Source organism: Mesorhizobium sp. B263B2A, from assembly GCF_020165775.1.
Classification (GTDB): domain Bacteria; phylum Pseudomonadota; class Alphaproteobacteria; order Rhizobiales; family Rhizobiaceae; genus Mesorhizobium; species Mesorhizobium opportunistum.
The window spans coordinates 170820-186463 of the sequence record NZ_JAIUIU010000013.1; the positions used below are offsets into that span (position 1 = coordinate 170820).

At 65.3% G+C, this 15644-nt stretch carries 13 protein-coding genes; 9 read left to right on the top strand and 4 right to left on the bottom strand.

The window, feature by feature from the left end; all coding sequences use genetic code 11:
* Positions 1–65 precede the first annotated feature (65 nt).
* The gene (locus LB568_RS20875; RefSeq protein WP_224731151.1) at positions 66–1667 is read right to left on the bottom strand and encodes a DUF2778 domain-containing protein; all 1602 of its coding nucleotides are present in this window, start codon (positions 1665–1667) and stop codon (positions 66–68) included.
* A 514-nt stretch (positions 1668–2181) separates the two neighbouring features.
* On the opposite strand from LB568_RS20875, the gene LB568_RS20880 reads away from it, so the two are divergent.
* Genes LB568_RS20880 through LB568_RS20890 form a run of 3 tightly spaced genes read left to right on the top strand, consistent with a single transcriptional unit; the run spans position 2182 to position 6731 of the window.
* On the top strand, positions 2182–3051 hold the full coding sequence (locus tag LB568_RS20880; protein WP_224731152.1) for a protein-L-isoaspartate O-methyltransferase family protein: 870 nt from the start codon (positions 2182–2184) through the stop codon (positions 3049–3051).
* 24 nt (positions 3052–3075) lie between these two features.
* Positions 3076–5799 (top strand): hypothetical protein, encoded by a 2724-nt coding sequence (locus tag LB568_RS20885; protein ID WP_224731153.1) that lies wholly within the window; start codon positions 3076–3078, stop codon positions 5797–5799.
* The gene (locus LB568_RS20890; protein ID WP_224731154.1) at positions 5799–6731 is read left to right on the top strand and encodes a hypothetical protein; all 933 of its coding nucleotides are present in this window, start codon (positions 5799–5801) and stop codon (positions 6729–6731) included. The genes LB568_RS20885 and LB568_RS20890 overlap by 1 nt, the downstream gene beginning before the upstream one ends.
* A 7-nt stretch (positions 6732–6738) precedes the next feature.
* On the opposite strand, the gene LB568_RS20895 is transcribed toward LB568_RS20890, so the two are convergent.
* A complete protein-coding gene (locus LB568_RS20895) occupies positions 6739–7668 on the bottom strand; it encodes a LysR substrate-binding domain-containing protein (RefSeq protein WP_140571930.1) in 930 nt (309 codons plus the stop codon).
* Positions 7669–7769: 101 nt separating this feature from the next.
* Between LB568_RS20895 and LB568_RS20900 the strand changes: the two genes are divergently transcribed.
* Complete coding sequence (locus LB568_RS20900; protein ID WP_140571932.1) at positions 7770–8984, top strand: clavaminate synthase family protein; 1215 nt, start codon at positions 7770–7772, stop codon at positions 8982–8984.
* Positions 8985–9373: 389 nt separating this feature from the next.
* Here the strand turns inward: LB568_RS20900 and LB568_RS20905 are convergent, their stop codons facing one another.
* A complete protein-coding gene (locus tag LB568_RS20905; RefSeq protein ID WP_224731155.1) occupies positions 9374–10645 on the bottom strand; it encodes a hypothetical protein in 1272 nt (423 codons plus the stop codon).
* A gap of 106 nt (positions 10646–10751) precedes the next feature.
* On the opposite strand from LB568_RS20905, the gene LB568_RS20910 reads away from it, so the two are divergent.
* From LB568_RS20910 to msrA, 5 genes are all read left to right on the top strand, one after another.
* Positions 10752–11819, top strand: a complete 1068-nt coding sequence (locus tag LB568_RS20910) for a CapA family protein (protein ID WP_224731156.1) — start codon at positions 10752–10754, stop codon at positions 11817–11819.
* 217 nt (positions 11820–12036) lie between these two features.
* A complete protein-coding gene (locus LB568_RS20915; protein WP_224731157.1) occupies positions 12037–12363 on the top strand; it encodes a hypothetical protein in 327 nt (108 codons plus the stop codon).
* Positions 12364–12641: 278 nt separating this feature from the next.
* The gene (locus LB568_RS20920; protein ID WP_224731158.1) at positions 12642–13346 is read left to right on the top strand and encodes a DUF1223 domain-containing protein; all 705 of its coding nucleotides are present in this window, start codon (positions 12642–12644) and stop codon (positions 13344–13346) included.
* 117 nt (positions 13347–13463) lie between these two features.
* Positions 13464–13745, top strand: a complete 282-nt coding sequence (locus tag LB568_RS20925; protein WP_224731159.1) for a hypothetical protein — start codon at positions 13464–13466, stop codon at positions 13743–13745.
* A gap of 190 nt (positions 13746–13935) precedes the next feature.
* A complete protein-coding gene (gene msrA / locus LB568_RS20930; RefSeq protein ID WP_224731160.1) occupies positions 13936–14661 on the top strand; it encodes a peptide-methionine (S)-S-oxide reductase MsrA in 726 nt (241 codons plus the stop codon).
* A gap of 234 nt (positions 14662–14895) precedes the next feature.
* Here the strand turns inward: msrA and LB568_RS20935 are convergent, their stop codons facing one another.
* Positions 14896–15399, bottom strand: a complete 504-nt coding sequence (locus LB568_RS20935) for a hypothetical protein (RefSeq protein WP_013892084.1) — start codon at positions 15397–15399, stop codon at positions 14896–14898.
* Between the last annotated feature and the right edge of the window lie 245 nt (positions 15400–15644).

The window sequence follows — 15644 nt, forward strand, 5'->3', positions numbered from 1 at the left end:
GACGCGGCTCCTGACAGAAGGCTGTCAGGAGGAGAAAGCCACGGCCCGTGCCTGTCCGACGCCGATCAGGCGCCGCTTCCGTTGGATGCTACCCGCGTCGCCGATCCGTTCAGGCGCGGCACGACGACCAGGCGCTTGATCTTGCCCTTCTTGTAGGCGGCGAGGAAGCGCGCATAGTCCTTGAAGGCAACGCAGCCGCTGGACTGTCCGTAGCGGCCGCGAAGCAGGTAGCTATGGGCCAGGAAGCCGTCGCGATTGTATTTGTTGCGGCCATCGACCGGGGTGAGGCGCAACGCCTCGACACCGTGAAAGCGCGCCTCGCGCAGCGACAGATTGTAGGTGTTGGGCGGCGTCGGTCCACGGTTCTTCTGGTTGACATAGCGCGGCTGGTCCGTCATGGCGCCGACGCCCGAATGCGCTTCGAGCCTCTCGCCGTCCGGCATGTAAACCATGCCGGCGCTGATGTCATAGACTGCAACGCCGTGTCCGGCACCGCTTCCGGCGCTCGGCCCGTTGAACAGGTTTCTGAACGCCTGGCCAAGGCCGCCCGAAGGCGTGTCCGGCTTGGCATAGGCCAGCACGTCGCCGCCTTGGCGGCCTTGCCTGGCCTGTTGGGCCGGCTTTGCCTGGGGAGCCGGCTTCTGCTGCGCGATCTTGGGCTGTGGAGCCGGCTTGTCCTGCTCCACGGCCTTGTCCTGTTCCACCACCTTGGGCTGCTGCGGCCCGTCATATTGCGGCCGGCGGGTCGGCAGCGGCACGTCGTCGGTGAGCGCGTCCGGCAGCGAGGCGGCGTCGCCGGGCTGCGCCTTTTGGGTCTCGACAGGCGCGACCGCGACATCGGCCGAGGCGCCGGTCATCGGCAGCGGCGAGGCGAAGGCTTCGTCCTGGACCGGCATCGACTGGACGAGAGCGAGCGCCAACTGAGCGTTGTCAGGTGTCTCCGGCTGGGCAAAACCCGTCGGCGCAGGCGCGGTCTGCACGACAACGGAGCCGGTGCCGGCTCGGGCGAAGCGTTCCGCCGCGGGCGGTGGAATGTCGTCCGACAGGCTGGCGACGACCTGGACGGACGGCACCAGCGACGCCTGGGTAATCTGGGCCCCGATGCTGGAAATCACCGGGCGGGCGTCGGCCGTGGCGACAGGCTTGCCGGCGCCGGCAAAGGCAGCCGCGAGCTTGGTCGGCGACAGCGATGCTTCCATGCGTTCGAAGCGCTCCTGCGCCTTCGACTTCAAGACCGCCGGCTTTGCCGATGCCACGAGGCGTGCGGATTTCTCCGCGTGGGGGCTCACCCTGGCCAGCTTGAAACAGCTGGCGCCGCATTGCACGGCATGATCGTGCAGGGCTTCTGCGCCGCCATGGGCATTGGCCAGCACGAACGGCGCCGAGGATGTCAGGAAATGTTGTTTCAGCGGATCGGCCAGCGCCAGCGAGCCCGGCATGGACAGCGTCTGCGGCAGGCCGCCCGACGTCGCCGACAGCGAGGCGCCGACCGAACTGAGGCCGGCCATGGTGCCGATCAGCCAAAGGCCCACGGCAGCGCTGACGCCGGGCACGGCGACCCAGCGGACGATCCGTTTAGGGGTGAAGGATGAGGAACGTGGAGCGTCGCAGGCATTCTCGCCCTCCCAACGCGTGTCCCCGACAATGTTTCTACTCAAGAACGCCATGCCACCAATCTTGCTCCAATCGGCTCCCACGTCCGCGGCTGTGATAGCCGCGACGACCATTCTGTGAGTGATCCCAGGTGGTCCCCGACGCGTTTTCCGCGCCTGTCGTTAGTTGCCGATTGCTTCAAAATATGGACAAAGTTGGTTAACCAATCCCTCTCAAAACCAACAGAGAGACGTGGACTTTGTGCCGAAAAAGGCTTGTCCACGACCATGCACGCGGTATTGCAGCCCTTCCAATCCTGTTTTGCTGCCCGTTTTTGTCCGGCAAGTCAAGCAAAACAGCCCTCGCTAATTTGTGCGGGTGGCTGTTCGGCCGGTCATGCCACGATGGCGGGCGCTCGTTGCGTGGCGTCGGGAAGGCCTTGGGCACCGTCAAAAACTGTTGCCCGCCTGCCACAAATTCTTGGCCCGGACGGCTGTCTCGCGACGGCCATTGACTCGTTTTGGGAGCCGGTGCACTCCGTTCAAGTGCTTGGTTTGGAGTGGCAAAGGCCACTTTGGAGGCTTTTCCATGAAGCGTCGGGACTTCTTGGCGCTGTCGGCGGGTGCTGCGGTGTTTTCCATTCTTCCGGCCACCGTCAGGGCCAATGTACCGGTGCCCTACGACCGCAACGCCGAAGTGCCGTTCAAGGACAAAAAGTCGTTCATCGACTGGATGGTGGCCAATCGCGGCGAGGATCCGAAGTTCCTGGCCGAGCGGTTCGATCGCTTCCAGATCATGGTCTACAACAAGGACGTGCTGGACGACCGCAACAAGCGCGCCTTCCTCCTGACGCCTCGCGAAGAATTCGTGCTGCCCCAGAATCTGGGCCGCGCCTATGACCATGCCTTCCTCGACATCGGCTATGGCGTGACCATTTCGGGTCCGCACCTGGTCGGGCGCATGACGACATCCATAGACGTGCAGTTCGGCGAAGCCGTGCTCGAGGTCGGCACCGGCTCGGGCTACCAGTCGGCGTATCTCGCCAACCTCACCGACAAGGTGCACACGATAGAGATCATCAACCCGCTGGCGCAGCGCACCCGCCGCACCTACGACGCGCTGATCGAGCGCGGCTACAGCGAGTTCGGCTCGGTCACCAGCCGCAACGCCGACGGTTATTATGGCTGGGAAAGCGTCGGCCCGTTCGACAAGATCATCGTCACCTGCGGCATCGACCACATCCCGCCATCGCTGCTGCAGCAGCTCAAGCCGAATGGCGTGATGGTCATTCCGGTCGGTCCGCCGGGCGCCCAGCACGTGCTCAAGGTGATCAAGCAGCAGCTTGCCGACGGCACCTTCAACATCGTCCGCTCGGACATCTACAATGGCAAGGTGGTACCGTTCGTGCCGTTCACGAAGCTCGAAGGCGACCAGATCGTCGGCACGCACAACGCCTGAGCATTGCCGCATCAAGGGACCTGAATGGCAGCCGTCATATCGAATTCCCGCCCGGCTCTTCCTTCCCTGAAGGCCGTTCCTCCGCTCGAGGCGCCTCGGCTCGCGCACTATCTCGCGGTCGGGCTGATCGCCGGAGCCATCATCGCATTGCAGATAGCGGTGATGCGGGTGTTCGCCGTCGGCAGCTGGTCGCATTTCGGCTCGCTGGTGGTCAGCCTCGCCATGCTCGGCTTCTCGCTGTCCAGCGTCGTCATCTTCGCCGGCAAGGGCTGGTTCGACCGCCACTGGCAAGGTGCGGCCACCGCCGCCTTGCTGCTGATCGGCCCGCTTGCCGTCGGCTCCAACCTCGTCGCCCAGACGGTGCCGTTCAACGCCATCTTCCTGGTCTCCGACCCCGAACAGAAATGGCGGCTGCTGGCCAATTTCCTGCTCTATCTCCTGCCCTTCCTGGCCGGTGCGTTCTTTCTCGGCATCGTCTTCCTGAAGAGCCGCACCGCCTTCGGCCGCGTCTATTTCGCCGATCTCACCGGTTCGGGTCTCGCCGGCCTCGTCGTGCTGGTGTCGATGTATCTGTTTTCGCCGGAAATCATCATCGTCGTGCCGCTGCTGTTGTGGGCCGCCGGTTCGCTGCTGTGGTTCGCCGCTTTCGGCGCCTGGAAGAGCGTCGTTGCCGGCGTGGTCGTGGCAGTGCTGTCGATATCGGGCTACCTGATGCTGCCCGGCCTGCTCGGCATACAAGACATCGCGGTGTCGCAATACAAGGGCGTCGCCTACGCCCGCAACTTCCCGGACGGCAAGCGCATCTACCGCAGCGTCTCGCCGTTCGGCGACCTGCAGGTCTATGCCAGCTCCTACATGCATTTCGCGCCGGGCCTGAGCGACAACGCAGCCTTCGGCATGCCCGAGGTGCCGGCCAACACCTATGTCGGCATGTATCGTGACGGCGACGGGCCGGAAGGCATCATGCGCAACCTGGCGCCGGCGGAGCAGGTCTATTTCCGCTACCTGCCGATGCACTATCCCTATGTCATCAAGGGCAAGCCGAAAACCTTCGTCGTGCAGTTCGGCGGCGGCATCTCCACGCAGGCCGCGCTCAATGCCGGATCGACCTCGGTGACCGTCGCCGAGAGCAACCCGATGACGTTGCGGGCGTTCCGCGATCCGGTGCTCAGGGATGTCACCGGCGATATCCTGGCCGAGCCGCGGCTCAAGGTGATCGACTATGACGGCCGCCTGTTCCTCGCCAACACCGCCGAGCGCTACGACGTCATCGACCTCAGCCTCGCCGACAGTGTCGGCCTGTCCAATCCAGGCGGTTTCGCCATCTCGGAGAAGTACGCCTACACGCACGAGGCGATGCTGAGCTACATGCACGCGCTGGCCGATGGCGGCGTGCTGTCGGTGACCTTGTGGAACAAGGAAGAGCCGCCGAAATCGGTGCTGAAGCTCTATGCGACCATCGCCGAAGCGGCCAGGACATTCGATCCGCAGGGCGCGGCCAATGACGTCTTCGCGGTGTCGAGCTATCTCTCGACGACGACGGTGCTGTTCAAGCGCGGCGGCTTCACCGAGACCGAAATCAAGACGCTGCGCGACTACACCAAGTCGATGTCCTGGGAGGAAGTCTATTATCCGGGCATGGTCTATGATGGGGCCGGTGCGCAAAAGGTGCTCGATGATTACCGCGCCTCGATCTTCGGCAGCGGACAGGACGCGACGCTGACGCAGCCCGCCGCCGATGCGACAGCACCCGCCGACGCGTCTGCACCCGGGAATCCCAACTGCGACCCGACGGCGCCTGCCGATCCAACGCTCGATGCCTGTGCGGGCGCCGGCGGCGATGCCGGTCCGCAGGTCCTGCCGGCGACGGAACTGCAGCGCATGACCTGGCACGCGCTTTTGACCGGCGGCTGGGAAAAGCTCGCCGGCGATTATGTCTTTGACGCGCGTGCGCTCAGCAACGACCAGCCCTATTTCGCCGCCTATGTGAAGGTCGCCGACCTGCCGCGCACGCTGGACCGGCTCGATCTGTTCCAGGACGATTGGGGTTATCTCTTGATCTGGGCGACGCTCGGCATCGCCTGCCTCACGGCGGCGTCGCTGGTGCTTTTGCCAGTCATCTTCGGCTGGCGCATCGTGTTCTCGCGCTCGCGCGGCAAGCTCGGCACTATCCTCTATTTCGCTTGCCTCGGCCTCGGCTATATCATGGTCGAGGTCGGGCTGATCAGCCGCTTCACCGTGGCGCTCGCCAATCCGACGGTGTCGGCTTCGGTGCTGATCTCGTCGATGTTGGTGTTTTCCGGCCTGGGCAGCTTGTTTGCGGAGCGCATCTTCGACCGCGCCAGGACGCTGCTGCCGGTGGTTCTGCTGGCCGTCTGCGTGCTGCTGCTAGCCTACGGTTTCTATTTGTCACCGGTGCTCGACCGGATCGGCGCCTATCCCTATGCGGTGCGGCTGCTGCTCTGCTTCCTTTTGGTGTCGCCGCCGGCCTTCCTGATGGGCATGCCGATGGCCACCGCGATGACCTGGCTGGCGCGGCTCGGCAAGGAGCATCTGTTCGTGTGGGCGTGGGGCATCAATGGCTGTTTCTCGGTGATCGGCTCGGCCGCAGTGCCGATCGTCGCCACCAGTTTCGGTCTCAGCGCCGTGCTGCAATGGGCCGCGATCGCGTATCTCGTCGCCATCCCGGCGTTCTTTGCCGTGCTGTTGCCCTCGAAGGCGCCGGCTGTCCGGTTGGTGACGGCCTGATGGTCGACCGGCGCGCCGTCGTCGCCGCATTGCTGGCCACGGCGGCGTTTCCGATGGCAAGCCAGGGCGCGCGCTTGCACAAGGCGATATCCACCATCGTGCCGTTCAAGGCGTCACCCTTTCCCTATCGCGGAAAATTGCCCGACGGCTCGGGGCCGTTTCTGGACGTGACCGCCAACGGCAGGTTTGGCCACACCTCGCCGCGCGGCGGCATCTACTGGGAAGACGAGACCTATTCCGACCGCTCGACGCTGCTGGCCGTGCCGAAGGGGTTCGATCCGGCCAAATCGGCGGTGATCGTGGTGTTCTTCCACGGCAATGGCGCCACCTTGCAGCGCGACGTGGTCGGCCGCCAGCGGGTCGTCGCACAGGTTGAGGCGTCTGGCCTCAACGCCGTTGTGGTGGCGCCGCAATTCGCTAGCAACGCGCAGGACTCCAGCGCCGGCAATTTCTGGACGTCGGGCTATTTTGCTGGGTTCATGGCCGAGGCGGCGCAGGGGCTGGCCAAGCTGACCGGCGCCAAGGCGACGACATTCGAGGCCATGCCGGTGGTGCTGGTCGCCTATAGCGGCGGCTACAACCCGGCCGCCTTCGTGCTTGGGAACGGTGACATCAGCGGTCGCTTGCTCGGCGTCATCCTGCTCGACGCGGTGTTCGACGAGGCCGACATTTTCGCCAACTGGATCACGCATCACCGCAAGAGTTTTTTCGTCAGCGCCTATGGCCGGTCCTCGGCCGCCGGCAATGCGGAGATCCGGCAGTTGCTGGCCAGCCAGGGCATCAACGCCAGTTCCGATCCGCCGCGCCGGCTCGAGGCTGGCGCCATCGCCTTCCTCGCCTCGGATGCCGCCCACGATACGTTCGTCACGCGGGCGTTCGTAAACGACCCGCTGCAGTGGTTGCTCGGCAGGCTGCACGGGTTCCCGCGTTAAGGCAGGCTCACGCGGGCAGGGCGCCATCGACACCGATGTCGGCGATACCAGCCAGTTCGGCGGCAACGGTGGCGGCACGGCGCGCCTTGGGACCATGCCGTGGCCAGACTAGCCGGCGCTTGATGGACAGCGCCGGCACGTCACGGGCGATCTCGACGAGATGGCCAGGCTCGAGATGGCGTCGCAACACCAGTTCGCTCGCCAGCAGCGCGCCCATGCCGGCGATCGCCGCTTGCGCCGCGACGATCGTCAACCCGAAACGCGGACCCTGGTCGATGGCTTTCGGCTGCCGGCCAGCAGCCGCGAACCAGTCACGCCAGGAGGGATAGACGTCGTCGCCCATCGTCGGGTCGATGTGCAGCAGCGGCATCCTGTCCAGCACCTCGGCCGCATCCGGCCTGACATGGCCGGGAACCAAGGTGGGCGCGCAGGCCGGGATCACCCGTTCGGTGAACAGGTCGAGCGATGCGAGGTCCGGTGCGGCACCCCGGCGATAGCTGATGGCGAGGTTGACGCCTTCCTCCTGCATGGCATCGTGCGCGACGGAGGCGACGATGCGGACATCCAGCCTGCCCAGTGTTGCCCGCACCTTGTTGAGCCGGGGTGCCAGCCAGAGCGAGGCGAAGGACGGATCGGCCGCGATGGTGAAGGTCTCGGCCCGCCGTTCGAAGCGCAGCCGCCGCATGCCGGAGGCGAGCGCGTCGAAGCCGCGGTCGATGTCGGGCAATGCGGCCTCGGCAGCGCGGGTCAGGGCAATGCCGTTGCCCTCGCGCCGGACCAGCTTGACGCCGAGCCGCTCTTCCAACTGCCGGATCTGGTGGCCGATGGCGCCGGGCGTCACGCCCAACTCCTCGGCGGCGCGCGTCAGGCTGCCGGCCCTGGCGGCGGCCAGCAGTGCGCGCAATCCGGAGAGTGGCAAGTCCCGCAACGTCGTCATGTTCTGAATTTATCTCAAAAGTTGGAGAAAGGAACTCGTTTGAAAGGCGGTTTTCCTTTGCCTAGGCTGGTCGAAGAAATTCAAACCACAGGGGACACCAGATGCTCGACACGCCAAAGCATGCAAGCCAGCCAGGACATGCCGGCTCTCAAGCGATGCCGATCCGGGCCATGCGAGCCGAGGGTGCGCGGATCGCCATCGAACTGGCGGATGGCCGCGCTGCAACACTCTCGACGCGCTGGCTGCGGCTTGCCTGCGAATGCGAGCAATGTGGCGACACCGCTTCGGGCAAGAGGTGGCTGACGCCGGCCGATGTCGGCAAGGCCGTCCGTGCCGAGAGTTTCGATGTATCGAGCCCCGGGCAGGTCACCGCGATCTGGCAGGATGGGCATGTCTCGCGCTACGATGCGGCTTTGCTCGCCGGCCATGCCGGCGGTCCAGGCCCGGTTCGGTTCCAGCCGCAACTGTGGAACAGCGATCTTACTGCCCGGCTCGGCCGCTTCGCCTTCGACGCGGTGGTGGCGGACGACGAAGCGCTGTTCCAGTCGCTGCGGGCGCTGAGGGATCACGGCATCGCCATGCTGACCGGGGTTCCGGCCGAGACGGAGGCGACGGCGCGGGTCGCCGGCCGCTACGGGCCAATTCGGGAGACCAGCTACGGCAAGGTGTTCGATCTCATCTCGCGGCCGGATGCGCGGGTGGCGGGCGAGACGGCGCGGGCGCAGATCCCGCACACGGACGAGCCGTTCCGCTATGCACCGCCAGGCTTCATTTTCTTCCACGCCATCCGCACCGGTGCGGGCACCGGCGGCACGTCACTGATGGTCGACGGTTTTCATATCGCCGAACTGATGCGAAACAGGACGCCCGGCCTGTTCGAGCTGTTGACGCGGCATGGCGTCACCTTTCATCGCGAGCACGCCGGCGAGGTGTTCTTCAGCGCCGAGGCGCATGTCATCAGCCTCGACGCGGCAGGCGCGGTTACCGGCATCCGCTACAATGACCGCTGCCTGGCGCCGCAATGGGCGCCTGAAGACCGCATCGACGGCCTGATCGAGGCATTGGCCGAACTGACACGGCTGATCTGCGATCCACAAAACCAGTTCCAGCACCAGTTGCAGCCGGGCGAAGTGCTGGTCTTCGACAACCAGCGCGTCCTGCATGGCCGCAGCGCCTTCGATCCGGCCCTTGCCATGCGGCATCTCAGAAGCTGCAACATCGACCGCGACGGCGTGCACAGCGCATTTCGCTCGCTGGCCCGACGGTTCGCGCCGGAGGAGGCCGAGGCGGTGCTGTATCAGGGGGCAATTTTCTGAGAGCCACGGGACAGGATTTCCTCGCCTCCGCTTTGCGCTGCGGCATGCAGCTTGGCGCATGCATTGTCTTATGCTGCGCTGGTCGACCCCCACTCCGTCTCGGCTTCGCCGAGCCACCTGCGGGGCGAGCCACGGGTCTCGCCCGTCCTTCGGACCCCCCGATCGACGGGGTAGAGGAAGGCGCCAAGTTCTTTGCCGTTAACGCTCGTCCAGCAACGCTCCCTTCCTTTCCCTCCGGAGGGGGGAAAGGTGGCGCTGCGAAGCAGCGACGGATTTGGGGAACCACCTGGCAATCAAGCCTCGCGCCAATCGGTCCCGCCAGTCACAGAAGGTATGTGCATGGCATAGCCACTTTGCGGGGGGCGAGGAACCCAAGTTCCGTTAAGCCGTCAATTGAACCACAGCGCGAACGTCAAAAATCCACCGCCGCCGAACTGACGCTGGATCTGGTCGAAATCCTCGCTGGTCAGGATCTTGCCGGTCTCCAGGTAGGGAGCGATGCCTGGGCCGGTGATCGACAGCACGAGGTCGAAGGGCTTCGGCTCGTCGAAGAAGCGCTTCATGTTGATGCCCTTGCCGGTGATGCGGAAATGCGGCAGCAGCGCCCGGCCTTCGAGCAGGTCCTCGGCCATGGTCAAGGTGGCGAGCCATGCCTGCACCTGCTCCTCGCCGACTTCGAGACCGGTGAGCGGGTTCTCGCCCTTCTGCTGCGGGCCGGGCAGCCATTCGCGGTCATTGTCTTTCTCGGCGCGGATCGCCCTCCAGTCCTCGCGCGACAGGCGGATCATTTCGAGCAGCTCCTGGCGTGCGGCCTTGCGGCGCTCCGGCTCGACCACTGGCCAGTTGATCATATGCACCATCGAGATGAAATCGGCGATGCGCCATTCTGACGAGAAGATGCTCGAGCCCATCTCGCTGGGCGGGGGCACGAGAATATCCTGCAGCGGCAGCTTGGCGCGCGGGAACAGCATGTGGAAGGAGCCGTCGAAGGTGCCCTTGAAATCATGCGCCAGCCAGAAATCGGCCTGCGCCATCAGGAATTCGGCATAGCCCTGGAGCCAGTAACCGTCGGCGCGGTCGAAGCGGAAGGTCAGCGTGGGTGCGGCGTCGCCCTGTGAAACGCCGCCGTGCGACAGCGCGGCCATGATCGCGGCCGTGCTTTCATCAGGCGCGATCGTGCCGTCCTCGTTGAGGTCGATGCCGACATGGGTAAGGTCGATGACCATGCCGATATCGGCCTCGGCGGGGACCGAGCCCAATGTCGCGGCGGATTTTGCCAGGCGGTCGCGGAAGGCGAGCAGGATGGCGCGGAATTGTTCGTAGGTCAGCGGCTCGGGATTGGGATTAGTCGGCACCGGCAGCTGCATCAGCGGCAGCATGAAGGATTGCGGGCTCTCGAAGCCATGGCGGTGCAGACCGGTGGCGAGCAACTCAAGTGCTGTGAAGAATTCGCCGGCGCCGGCGGCATAGGCCGATGCCGGGTCTTTTGGCGCGGCGGCCTCCAGCGTCGACAGGGCGCCATCGCGCGCGGCCACGGTCTTGGCCTCGAACAGCGCGGTTGCCGCTTCGGGCATGGCGGCGCTGGCGGAAGACAAGCTGGCGAAGGATAAGGGGAGAAGCACCATGAAGGCGGCTGCCAGCAGGCCTGCTGTTCGTGTCATTCTTTCCCTCCCACGTGGTGTTGCGGGCGACCATACACGAATGTCGGCCTTCGCGCTTCAACCTGTCCGGCGGACGGTCTACACAGGGCAAACGATTGGGCTTTGCGTGTCGAACTATCCGCTCTCCTACAAGCTGTCCTGGCTGCCGCGTTTCCTGAAGCCGTCGCTCGGCGGCGATGCCGGCGGGTTTGCGCCTGCGGCTGCAACGTTGATGGACCCCCCGCCGAAGCGGACGGTGCGGCTGGCCTTCATCGGCGATATCTCGGCGGTGGCCAATCGCAGCGCTCCGGACTGCGATCCGGCGATCAAGGCGCTGCTAGGTGCCGCCGATCTGGTGATCGGCAATTGCGAAAGCCCTGTCGTGGACAGGCCAAGTGCCGTTCTGGGCACCAAGCTCGGCACGCATCATGCGATGAGCGAGCGATTTCTGGCCGAGGCGCTGTCTTCGATCGGGATCGCGCGCGAAAAACTGGTGCTGTCGCTGGCCAACAATCATGTGCTCGACCAGGGCGTCGCCGGCTTCGACGATACGGTGGCGGCGCTGAAGCGGCTCGGTATCCGCACCATCGGCCTGGCGGCCAATGGCCCGGTGCAGCCTGTCGAAGCGGGACCGCTGACCGTCGGCTTTGCCGCCTTCACGCTGTGGCGCAATGCGGGCGAAGACCTGTTCGCCGGCCGCGTGTCGATGGGCAGCGACCCGACAGGCTGGCCGCGTGACGGCTGCGATCTCCTCTGCGCCGTGCCGCATTGGGACTGGGAGTTCCGCCACTTTCCACGCGCCGAAACGCGAGCGCTTGCCATGCGGCTGGCCGGGCAGGGCGTCGGCCTGATCGCCGGCCATCACGCCCATGTCGTGCAGCCGGTGGAGCGGATCGGTGAGACGGTCGTCGCCTATGGACTTGGCGATTTCCTCGGCACCGCCCTTGCCCACCAGCCATGGCCGGGGCGCATTGGCGGGATTTTCGTCGTCGATGTCGGTGCCGATGCCGGGACGCGTGGGATGGTTGCGGCCTACCGGCTGCATCCCTTTGTGCGGCTGCGGAGCGGAGATCATGAGCGGCTGGTGCCGGTGGAGGGGTTGGAGGGGGCGATGAGGGAAAGGGTCGAACGGCGGTTGAGTGCGGTTTTCCCTTCTCCCCTTGCGGGAGAAGGTGGCCGCGAAGCGGCCGGATGAGGGGTGTTCCAGGGAACACCAGCGTCTCATTCCGCTGGAACACCCCTCATCCGTCTCGGCGCTGTCGCGCCGATCCACCTTCTCCCACAAGGGGAGAAGGGAAGAACTCCGCCTCCGATCACAAACCGGTGAGCGCTGTAACGAAGCGGCAAGGTATTGGCGGCGTGGGCCGGCTTGGCCTAACATGCCAGTATATCGGCTCTTGGAGCAGAACGCGATGTCAGGCCCCGTGTTGCGTGTGTCCATTTTGCGTTGCGATGCCACGAAGTTCGCGCTGTTGCGAAGGATGATGCTGGACGTCGAGGCAGCGCTGCGGCCCGGCATCGAGGCTATGCCCGGGCTGCTGGACTTCTACGCTGGCGCGGACGAAGCGACATCGTCGCTGATCAACACCAGTGTGTGGGACACGCTGGAGCATGCCAGGCAACTCGATACCTTCCAGCCCATGCTGGATGCAGGAAAACGATTTGTCGCGGAAGGCGCGACGTTTGAGCGGCCGATCATGCACTACACGCCACTGTGGCGTTTTGGGCAGTTCGCATAAGCCTGAGTAATGGCTCCCTCTTCCTTCTCCCCTTGCGGGAGAAGGTGTCGCCGAAGGCGACGGATGAGGGGTGCTCCAGCTTGGCAAAGACGGAGATCCTTCGCGCACCCCTCAACCGTCTCGGCGCTGACGCGCCGATCCACCTTCTCCCGCAAGGGGAGAAGGGAAGAACTCCAGCTCCGATCACAAACCGGTGAGCGCTGTAACGAAGCGGCGGAGGGCGGCGAAGTGGGGATATCGGCGGCGCATCGCAGCGCCGTCCCCACGGAGCAAAGTCGATGCCGAGATTATCAGCCGGAAGGTTCGCCCTGTTGTCCAGCCTGGGCGCGCTTGCGCTCGCGGCTAGCCTCGGTGCGGCGGCCGCGCAGCCGCTCACCGTGGTCGAGCTGTTCACCAGCCAGGGCTGTTCGTCCTGCCCGCCGGCCAACGCCAACCTCATCAAGGTCAAGGACCAGCCCGGCGTGCTGGCGCTGTCCTTCAACGTCACCTACTGGGATTATCTCGGCTGGAAGGACACGTTCGGCAGACAGGAATTCACCCAGCGCCAGGTCCGCTACGAGCCGGCGCTCGGTCGCGACGGGCCGTTCACGCCGCAAGTGGTGGTCAATGGCCATGCCGACGGCGTCGGCGCCGCGTCCGGCGAAATCCAGCGCCTGATCTCCAGCGCCGGCCACACCAAGGGCCCGTCGCTGTCGCTTGATGGCGGCAAGGCGGTGATCGGCGCCGGTTCGGTGCCGGGCGGCAAGGCCGATGTCTGGCTGGTGCGCTACACCAAGGGCGTCGTCGAGGTGCCGGTGGCGCGCGGCGAAAACACCGGCCGCACGCTGCCGCACGCCAATGTCGTGCATGCGCTGACAAGGCTCGGCAGCTGGACCGGTGACGTCACCGCGCTCGATCTGCCGGCGGCTTCGGGCGGCTTGAGCACCGCCGTGCTGGTGCAATCGCCAGGCGGCGGGCCGATCCTGGCCGCGGCGACCAACTAAAGAATTCCAGGAAAAGTGCGAAGCGGTTTTCCGCTCCCGCAGAATTTGCGCAACGCCGCACGAGCGGCGCCGCAAGACCCCGGCCGCCAAAGCGCGAGCCCACCCAAGGAGACCACCATGACCGTTCTTTCCCGCCTGACGCTGCCGGCGCTCGCTCTCGCTCTATGCTCGACGGCACTGCTGGCCGGTGGCATCGCCCGCGCCGACGACGCCACCAACGCGATGAAGCCGGCTGCCAATGCCATGAAGCCGGCAACCGATGCGATGAAGCCGGCAGATCCGATGGCCACCAACGCCATGAAGCCGGCAGCGGATGCGATGAAGCCTGCGGCGGACGCCATGAAACCCGCTGCCGACGCGATGAAGCCGGCGGCGGATGCCATGGCTCCGGCCAACTGAACATTGGCCGTGGCCGCTGTCCCTGGCGGGCTCCCTGTCCAGCCGGGGACAGTCCCTGGAGTTCTCGTAAAGTGCATGTCCGGCAAGTGCATGGCGCACACGAATGTGAGCCCATTCCGCAACTCACGGATCGCGCCGTCGTATCTGATCCAATAGACTGGTCCCAATGCAAGCCATAAGGAGTGCAACCATGATCAATACCAAGAACCGTTCGATCGGCTTTGCCAGGGGCGCGCTGGCAGCCTTGGCGCTCGCCGCCGTGGGCGCCACCTTCTGGCTGACGCCGGCCGTATCGGCGGAGGACGCCGTGGTGATCCCGCCGCCCGCGATGGACGAAAAGGCCGCCACCGGCAGCGAAAAGGCAATCTTCGCCGGCGGCTGCTTCTGGGGCGTGCAGGGCGTGTTCCAGCACGTCAAGGGCGTCAGCATGGCCGTTTCCGGCTACACCGGCGGCGCCAAAGACGACGCCGTGTACGAGACGGTCGGCTCCGGCCGCACCGGCCACGCCGAATCCGTCGAGATCACCTATGATCCCTCGAAGGTCACCTACGGCCAGCTGCTGCAGGTCTACTTCTCGGTCGCCCACAACCCGACCCAGCTCAACTACCAGGGTCCGGATTCCGGCACCCAGTACCGCTCGACGATCTTCGCCGAAAACGATGCGCAAAAGAAGATCGCGCAGAGCTACATCGCCCAGCTCGACCAGGCCAAGCTGTATCCCGGGCCGATCGTCACCACGATCGAGACCGGCAAGACCTTCTACCCGGCCGAGAACTACCACCAGGACTTCCTGACGCTGAACCCGACCTATCCCTACATCGTCTACAACGACCTGCCCAAGGTGGCGAACCTGAAGGCGCTGTTTCCCAATCTCTACAGCGAGAAGCCGGTGCTGGTGCAGGCCGCCAGCAACTGAGGCATCCAGCGGTTTGCAGGCAAACGGATGAAGGTTTGCGCGGGGAGCTAACACTCCCCGCGCCCCCGGGACCAACCGGTAGGCCACCCGCCCCCAGCCCAGTATATGGGCTGACGCCGATCGGTCCTTGGCCTGGCGTGGGCACGCTTGGGATCGTCCCACACCAGGGCTGAAGCAATTCCAGGAAAAGCGTCAGACAAGTGATGGAGCCGGGCGCGATGCCGGCATTCCGGTTCAGTCGCTCATCGTCACCGCGTCGCACGACACGTTCGGGTTCATGTCGGCGAAGGTGCCGGTCGGGTTCTTCTTCCACGCCCAGACATGCAGCTCGTAGAACGGTCCAAGGCCATAGCGGTTGGGCGCGCTGTTGAAGTTGAACAGCTGGCCTTCGAGCGAGGCCGGCCCTTTCGAGGTGATGTATTCCACCGCCACCAGCTGCAGCTTGCCGTTGGCCATCGGCTCGTACATCACGGCCTCGGGCTTTGCCAGATCGACCGCATCGTCCTTCAGGTAGGCCGCGTTGACATAATGGATGCCCATGGCGCCGCCGGTGATGCCGCTGGCGCAAGGGATCGGCGCGTAGCCTTCGCCGACGGCGGTCAAGACGCTCTCGAAGCGGCTGTTGGCCGCCCGCACCTTCGCATCGAGCCCGCCGCTGTCATGGGCACTCGCCGCCGTTGCCGCGATCGACAGGACCGACAGGTTGATGAGGTGCTTGGTCCACAGATGGATGTTCATTGTCTCTCCATTCATCGTTGAGGGTGCACAGGAGCGGCCTGCCGCTCCTGCTGCGAAGTTGGATCTGGACTGGATCAGCGGTTCGACCGGGTGAAGTCCCAATATTGCGGCAGCTCCACGAGCTCCGGCAGGCCGATGTCGCGTCTCAGATAGTCGCCCTGCGGAGGCAAGCGGCGCCGGCGCGGGCGCAATGGTGGCAACAGCAACGAGGCGAGCCGCCGGAGAACGCGGCCCCCGAAGGGGGC

What these genes read in the sequence shown, in the direction of transcription:
- LB568_RS20875 (WP_224731151.1), bottom strand. Translation starts at nt 1,667, where the DNA reads ATGGCGTTCTTGAGTAGAAACATTGTCGGGGACACGCGTTGGGAGGGC.
- LB568_RS20880 (WP_224731152.1), top strand. Translation starts at nt 2,182, where the DNA reads ATGAAGCGTCGGGACTTCTTGGCGCTGTCGGCGGGTGCTGCGGTGTTT.
- LB568_RS20885 (WP_224731153.1), top strand. Translation starts at nt 3,076, where the DNA reads ATGGCAGCCGTCATATCGAATTCCCGCCCGGCTCTTCCTTCCCTGAAG.
- LB568_RS20890 (WP_224731154.1), top strand. Translation starts at nt 5,799, where the DNA reads ATGGTCGACCGGCGCGCCGTCGTCGCCGCATTGCTGGCCACGGCGGCG.
- LB568_RS20895 (WP_140571930.1), bottom strand. Translation starts at nt 7,668, where the DNA reads ATGACGACGTTGCGGGACTTGCCACTCTCCGGATTGCGCGCACTGCTG.
- LB568_RS20900 (WP_140571932.1), top strand. Translation starts at nt 7,770, where the DNA reads ATGCTCGACACGCCAAAGCATGCAAGCCAGCCAGGACATGCCGGCTCT.
- LB568_RS20905 (WP_224731155.1), bottom strand. Translation starts at nt 10,645, where the DNA reads ATGACACGAACAGCAGGCCTGCTGGCAGCCGCCTTCATGGTGCTTCTC.
- LB568_RS20915 (WP_224731157.1), top strand. Translation starts at nt 12,037, where the DNA reads ATGTCAGGCCCCGTGTTGCGTGTGTCCATTTTGCGTTGCGATGCCACG.
- LB568_RS20920 (WP_224731158.1), top strand. Translation starts at nt 12,642, where the DNA reads ATGCCGAGATTATCAGCCGGAAGGTTCGCCCTGTTGTCCAGCCTGGGC.
- LB568_RS20925 (WP_224731159.1), top strand. Translation starts at nt 13,464, where the DNA reads ATGACCGTTCTTTCCCGCCTGACGCTGCCGGCGCTCGCTCTCGCTCTA.
- msrA (WP_224731160.1), top strand. Translation starts at nt 13,936, where the DNA reads ATGATCAATACCAAGAACCGTTCGATCGGCTTTGCCAGGGGCGCGCTG.
- LB568_RS20935 (WP_013892084.1), bottom strand. Translation starts at nt 15,399, where the DNA reads ATGAACATCCATCTGTGGACCAAGCACCTCATCAACCTGTCGGTCCTG.